The sequence below is a fragment of the Caenispirillum salinarum AK4 genome, assembly GCF_000315795.1.
In the GTDB taxonomy this organism is placed as follows: Bacteria; Pseudomonadota; Alphaproteobacteria; order Rhodospirillales; family Rhodospirillaceae; genus Caenispirillum; species Caenispirillum salinarum.
Map to the genome: position 1 here is coordinate 172717 of NZ_ANHY01000019.1, position 6330 is coordinate 179046.

At 70.1% G+C, this 6330-nt stretch carries 4 protein-coding genes; all 4 read right to left on the bottom strand.

The window, feature by feature from the left end; all coding sequences use genetic code 11:
* Positions 1 to 4: 4 nt before the first annotated feature.
* A complete protein-coding gene (locus C882_RS18270) occupies positions 5 to 1330 on the bottom strand; it encodes an ATP-grasp domain-containing protein (RefSeq protein WP_009542148.1) in 1326 nt (441 codons plus the stop codon).
* An 87-nt stretch (positions 1331 to 1417) separates the two neighbouring features.
* Positions 1418 to 2203 (bottom strand): OBAP family protein, encoded by a 786-nt coding sequence (locus C882_RS18275; RefSeq protein WP_009542149.1) that lies wholly within the window; start codon positions 2201 to 2203, stop codon positions 1418 to 1420.
* Positions 2204 to 2262: 59 nt separating this feature from the next.
* The gene (locus C882_RS18280; RefSeq protein WP_009542150.1) at positions 2263 to 4749 is read right to left on the bottom strand and encodes a YbcC family protein; all 2487 of its coding nucleotides are present in this window, start codon (positions 4747 to 4749) and stop codon (positions 2263 to 2265) included.
* A 3-nt stretch (positions 4750 to 4752) separates the two neighbouring features.
* The gene (locus C882_RS18285) at positions 4753 to 6237 is read right to left on the bottom strand and encodes a proton-conducting transporter transmembrane domain-containing protein (RefSeq protein WP_009542151.1); all 1485 of its coding nucleotides are present in this window, start codon (positions 6235 to 6237) and stop codon (positions 4753 to 4755) included.
* Positions 6238 to 6330 lie beyond the last annotated feature (93 nt).

Below are 6330 nucleotides of genomic sequence, written 5' to 3' on the forward strand. Positions count from 1 at the left end.
GGCTCTAGAACCTCTTCTTCTCGAACTGGATCTGCTCGAAGGTGCCGCCGTCGGAAAACTTGAACCCCAGCATGTCGGCGGCCTGCTGGTAGTTTTCCAGAAGCGTGTCCTGGTCCTTGGCGCCCAGGTAAAGGTCGGCGCACTCGAAGGAATAGCTGTCCTGGTCGCGCAGGTCCGACAGGCGCTCGCCTTCCTTGACGCTGATCTTGACCTTGGCGCCGGGGAACCGCTCGAGCACCGCGCGGATTTCGTCCTCGCTCGGCACCCGCTCCACCACGGCGTCCTTGTAGCGCCGCAGCAGGAACTTTGCGGCCTGCTTGTAGCGGCCTTCGTCGCGGCAATAGGCCGGATCGCGCCCCAGCGCCAAATCGATGGCGACCTGATGGTTGGAGGCGCCCTCGGTCATGATGAGCTGTTCACTGTGGGACTGGGAGATGCGCGTGTTGACCTCCAGCACGCCGATCTCGTCGGTTTCGTCGTCCCAGAAGAACTCGATGCCGAAGGGCTGGTTGTCGTAGCCGATGTGGGCCATCAGCGCCTTCGTCGCCTCCAGCATGCGGTCGCGGATGCGCTGCGGCCAGTGGGACGGCAGTTCGTAGCGGGTGAAGCTTTTCTTTTCCGTGTCCTTCACGCAGTCGACGATGATGTGGATGGCGACGTGGCCCTCGTGGACATAGCCCTCCAGCCCGCACTGCTTCCCCTTGATGATCTGCTCGGCGATCATGTGGTTGCCGTCGACCTTGGCGATGTCGTCGGGCAGGTCGGCGTGCTTGAGGATCTCGTTGAAGGGCTCGCCCAGCCGCCGGATGTTCTTGCGGATGGTCGGCAGCACCTCGTAGAAATCGTCGGCCTTGTCGATGCGGTAGCCCAGCGTGGAACTGAACCCCTTGATGGGCTTCACCCAGAAGGGATAGGGCACGTTGATCCCCTCCAGCGGATCGTCGGCGAAGGGGTCGATGGCCGCGAACTCGGGCGTCAGGTTGGGGATCGCCTCGCGCTGCATCACCCGCGCCCAGTACTTGTGCTCGCACTTCAGCACAGCCTCCAGCGATGCCGAGCGCAGGCCGTGGCGGCGGCAGATGATGGGCTGGATTGTGCTGGCCGGAAAGTCCCAGTGGGTAATGAGGCCGTGCACCGGGCCGTCGAAGTCGCGCAGGGTGGCGTCGGCTTCATCGATCATCTTGGGGATGTCGTACTTCTTGGGCTGCACCACCTCGTTATGGTCGAGCACGCCGTGGAATTCATACTCCTCGTCCCCGCGAACACATTTCGCCTGTTCCAGATGAAAGGGATCGAGGCCGAAGACGAAGATGTTTTTCTCGTCGGGCAAGACGTTTCCCTCCGTCAGTGTCTGGTACGGACGGAACGCCACCCGATGGAAGAAGGAGGCAAGACAGTCTGTTTTGCAGATGTCTCGTCATCCATCGCCCCGATCCATAACACCCGGAATGTCCTGCGTCGGACGCTTGAACCGGCCCTTCAAGGCATCCACGCCGACCTGGGGATGCGCCTCGTCCACCAGGTCCCGCCGGGCCAGACGCCTGGCGTCGGTATTAGTCCCAAAGTCCCGGTCGCGGCGGTCAATGAGCCATTGCAGGGCCTCGCCGTCGCGGCAGAACGACCACGCCAGCATGGGCTCGCCAATGGGCAGGCGGCGGGTCAACGCATCGGCGCTGGTGGTGTCCCACAGGTGCCAGGTCTTGCCGTAGCTGTTCATCTTGTCGCTCATGAGCGTGTGCTCGGCCGGCTCCGGCAGATTGGGCGCGATCAACTGCCCCGAGAGGATTTCCCCGTTGTGGGGGTGCCAGTAGCGGCGTTCGTCCTGCGGCAGCTGCTCGAACAGCATTTCCGAGATGATGTATTCGATGCCCACCAGATTGGCATCCGGCCCGTTGCCGTCGAACAGGACGCACTCGGCGAAATCCTCGTTGACCTGACGGCAGAGGTGATGCGCCTCGAACTGCTTTTCCGGGTCGTCCTTCATGGGGTGGAAGCCGACAAGGTAGATGTCGAAACCCTTGAAGGCCGGATGACCCTGGAGCATGGCGGCCCCGCCCTCCAGGGCGCGGGTGCGCGGGCTTTTGGGGCGGCCGGCGGGGCGTCCGCCGCGGCTGTTGACGGGCGTGCCGCCGCGCAACAGGCGGCCGACGCCATAGCCCAGGCCGGCGGCGGCAAGGGCGATGAAGGGGCTGAGTCGGGTCATGCGAGAAGGCTCCGGCCGTTGGCGGTGTCCCGCATCAACGGCCGGAGCCGGATCAAGGCTCAGCGGGCTTCCGCCACCCACCGCCCGGCGGCGGCCCGGCGGCGGATGGTGCCGTCGTCGTGGAGCGCGCAGAGCGTCAGCCAGCCGTTGTCCACCAGCGCGCGGACAGCGGCGTGCTTTTCCAGCACCTTGTCCATCTCCGCTTCCGGCGCGGCGACCACCACCGTCAGGCGGATGGGCTCGTGCACCAGTTTCTCGCCGTCGTGGACGGACTGCCACGGCAGGCCCGTGCGCAGGTCGCCGCCGTTGCCCTCCAGCACGCCGAGCGTCCCCACCACGTTGTGCAGCACCTTGTCGCCGCTGCCAAACGCCCGGTTGTTCACGGTGGAGCCGTAGTACTGAAGGCTGATCCAGCTCGCCACCACCATGGGCGCGGTCAGGATCAGTTCCAGCACTCCGAAGCCCAGGTCCTTGCGCCAGTCGTAATCGTGCAGGAACACCCGGCCGTCCAGGTCGATGCCCCGGGTCACCGACCGGGGCGCGGCGATGAAGCCCCGGTTGCCGGCCAATCCCCACTCGGGCCGCACCTGGGCCCAGTCCTTCGCCCGCTCGCGCACCTTGGCGTCGAGAGCGGCGTCGGACGCGCCGGCCAGGCCCAGCTTGTCCGCCCGCATCCGCCGCGCCTTGGCCGAGGCCTCGGCCAGTCGCGCTTCCAGGGCCGCAACGTCCGTCTTGTGGCTGTGCGGCACCCCGGCGGTGTCGAACAGGCGCACGTCGTCAGTGGTGGTGTCGTGCAGGGCCGCCATCACCCAGGTGTCGTCGGGAATGACGATGCCCCGCGCCGTAAGCCCGGCCCGCACATGCGGGTCGTTGAGCAGCATGGCCGCCACCCGCGCGTTGGCGTCACCCGCATGGCCGCCGCAGGCACCGCAGTCCAGGCCGGTGGCGTGCGGGTTGTTGACCGTGGTGCTGCCGTGGCCGGCCAGCACCAGCAGCCGTGCGAAGCCGTCCGTCAGCGACATGGCGCGCAGGACCGTTTCCGCCGCGTCCACCCGCTGGTCCGGCGTCATGCCGGTGTGGCCGTGCGGCTCCAGCGTCGGCGTGCGGCAGGCGGCATGGTGGCTCGACAGGCCCGCCGTCGCCGGGTCGGGCACCGGGCGGCTGAGCTTCAGCGAGTCGCCCGCCAGCCGGCCGATGTAGCCGAGCCCCATGGTCTCGACGAACACGAAGGACGATACCGCCTGCATCTTGAAGGCCTTCCACGCCTTCGCCAGCCGGCGCTTGAGCGTCCGGCTGTCCGCGACCGCGGTGGCGTCGGCGCCGTCAACCGTTTCCCGCACGGTCACCTTGGGCGCCAGCAGCACCGGGCAGCGCGCCCCGGCTTCGCCGCCGCCGAGCGGCTCCAGTTCCAGCGCCACGCCGAAGAAGCCCGCGAAGCCCGAGGTCCGCGCGCCGGGCATCACGTCCTCAAGCGCCCGGCGGTAGACCTCCGACCGCACGTCGATACAGAAGATCGCGTGGACGTCGGGCCGGGCCGACGGCTCGGGCGACGAGGGGCCCGACAGGGCCGCCACCAGTTCGCGCCGCGCGGCGATGTCGAAGGCCTCCTGCGCCAGGGCGTCCAGGCGGGTGTCGGTGTCGGCCGCTTCCGCCGCCGGATCGGTGGCGCACGCCAGAGCCTCCCGCCAGGCGGAGCGCAGGGCATCGTCGGCGTGGGTCCGATAGAGCGCCTGCTCCCACGCCAGCCGGATCGCCAGGATGTGCACCGGCAGGGTCAACTCGCGCCCCTGAAGCCCCGCCTGCCAGGCGTGATAGCGGGCATAGGCCGCCCAGCCGGCCACGTCGGCGAGCGCCCGGTGCAGGACGTCCGCCACCGCATCGGCGGGAACCTCCAGCACCTCCAGCGCCGTGGCGACGGCGGCCTGGGGATCGTCCGGCAGGTCGGTCAGCGCCGCCCGCAGACCGGTCCAGCCCAGCGCATCAGGCGTGCGGTCGGCGGCGGCGGCGTGCTTCCAGGCCTCGAAGGCCGGCAGGTCGCGCCAGGGCAGCACCCACGACGCCTGCCCCTCGTCGAACCAGGCCGCGCACCAGCGAGAGACCTGCTCCCGCGCCATCTCCGCCGCCTCCGGCCCGACCAGGGCGGAGACGGTGGGCACCACCGGCCGGGCGCCGATGGGCGCGTGCGTCAGCGCCTCGCGCAGGGCGGCGGCGGTCTGCGGCAGGCCATGGGCGTCGGACGCGCGATCCAGCGCCGTCTCCAGGTCGGCGTCGGTGATCCGGCCCGCCGCGATCTGCTCCCCATACCAGCCGCGCGGCATGAGCATGGTTTCGCCGGTGGTCCGCCGCAGGGTGGTGGCGGCCTCGGCGAAGGGCTTCTCCGCCAGCCCCAGGAAGGGGTTCACGGCGACGAAGTGCTTGAGCGGCCACAGCGGCGCCACCCGGTCGCAGGCGGCCTTCACCGCCTCTGCGACGGCTTCGGGCGTCGGCTTGGTCTCGACGGAGGCGGCCGCCTCGGCGAACTTGAGGGCGTGGGTCTGGAACGTCATGGATCAGGCTCCCTTGATCGCGGGCCACGCCCGGGTGACCAGCCGGTTGAACAGGGTGTTGAGGTAAAGACCGTTGAGCAGGTGGACGTAGAGCACCCGGAGGCTCCGCGGCGTGCGGCCCGTGGCGACGGCGTTCTGAAGCAGCAGCACCGCGCCAAAGCCCGCGATCATCACCGCCGCGATCCACGGCGCCCCCACCGGAACCGCCTGGGCGGCGAGTGCGTTGGAGGCAAGCCAGGCGGTGCCGCTTTGAAGCGCGAAGTAGACCACCGCCAGCACCGCGCCCAGGCCAAGGCCCCGCAGGGCGGCGGCGGGGCGGAAGGCGCCGGTGCCGCCGGTGCGCACCATCATGTGCGCCAGGCCCATCACCAGAACCGCGCCCAGGACGAAGGCGCCGGGGTTGCCGCTCGCGCTGGTGCCGATCAGCGCGCCGGCGCCCGCCGTCAGCCCGACCGCCACCGCCAGCGCCGCGCCCAGGTGCCAGGCCTTGGCGGGCTTCCCGCCGCCAACGCCCGCGGTGGCCCGCGTCAGGTCGACGATGGAGCCGGCCGACAGGAAGGCGTGCGCCTTGTAGAGCGAGTGCGCCACGATGTGCAGCAATGCCGCGCCGAAGGCTCCCAGGCCGCACTGAAGCAGCATGAAGCCCATCTGGGCGATGGTGGACCACGCCAAGGCCCCTTTCACCGCCGACTGCGTCAGCATCACCAGCGAGGCGAACAGGGCCGTCACGCCGCCCACCACCGCCAGCAGCAGCAGCGTCCCGCCCGACAGGCTCACCACGTCCGAGAGCCGCAGGATCAGGAAGCCGCCGGCGTTGATGATGCCCGCGTGCAGCAGGGCGGAGACCGGCGTGGGCGTCTCCATCACCTCGGTCAGCCAGCCGTGCACCGGCATCTGGGCGGACTTGATGAGCGCCGCGAGCGCCAGCAGCACCGCGATCCCGGTCACCGCGCCCGTAACCTCGGCGCCGGCCATCGCCTGCGCGGCCGGGAAGATCACCGCGAAATCCAGGCTTCCGAATACCGCGAGCGTCAACCCGACGACGGCCAGCATGGCGACATCGCCCATGCGGCTGATGACGGCCTTCTTGCGGGCCGCCAGCCGGGCCGCAGGACGATTGGGGAAAAACACCAGCAGCCGGTGCAGGCACAGGCTGGTGGCGATCCAGGCCAGCGCCAGCTGCGCTAGGTTGGTCGCGACGATCAGCCCCAGCACCGCCGCCAGTGTCAGGCTCAGCCACTTGAAGAAGCGGCCCTGGCGCCGCTCGCCCAGCAGGTAGGTGCGGCTGTAGGCCATCACGACGAGGCCGATGAAGCCCACCAGCACCACCATGATGGCCGACAGCGCGTCGATGCGCGCCCCGATGCCGATGCCGTAGGGGCCGCTCACGCCCGCCGTCAGCGCCGCGCCCGACACCACCAGGGCGCCGGCAGCCAGCAGCGCCGCGCCCAGGGCGCCGCCGGCGGCAAAAACGGCGGCGCGCGCCATGGCGGCCGGTGCGGCGTCGGCGCGGCGGGGGGGGGGGGGGGGCCCCCCCCCCCCCCCCCCCCCCCCCCCCCCCCCCCCCCACCGGCCCACCCA

Excerpts from the sequence above, each read along its gene's own strand:
- C882_RS18280 (WP_009542150.1), bottom strand. The coding sequence starts at position 4,749 with ATGACGTTCCAGACCCACGCCCTCAAGTTCGCCGAGGCGGCCGCCTCC.
- C882_RS18285 (WP_009542151.1), bottom strand. The coding sequence starts at position 6,237 with ATGGCGCGCGCCGCCGTTTTTGCCGCCGGCGGCGCCCTGGGCGCGGCG.
- C882_RS18275 (WP_009542149.1), bottom strand. The coding sequence starts at position 2,203 with ATGACCCGACTCAGCCCCTTCATCGCCCTTGCCGCCGCCGGCCTGGGC.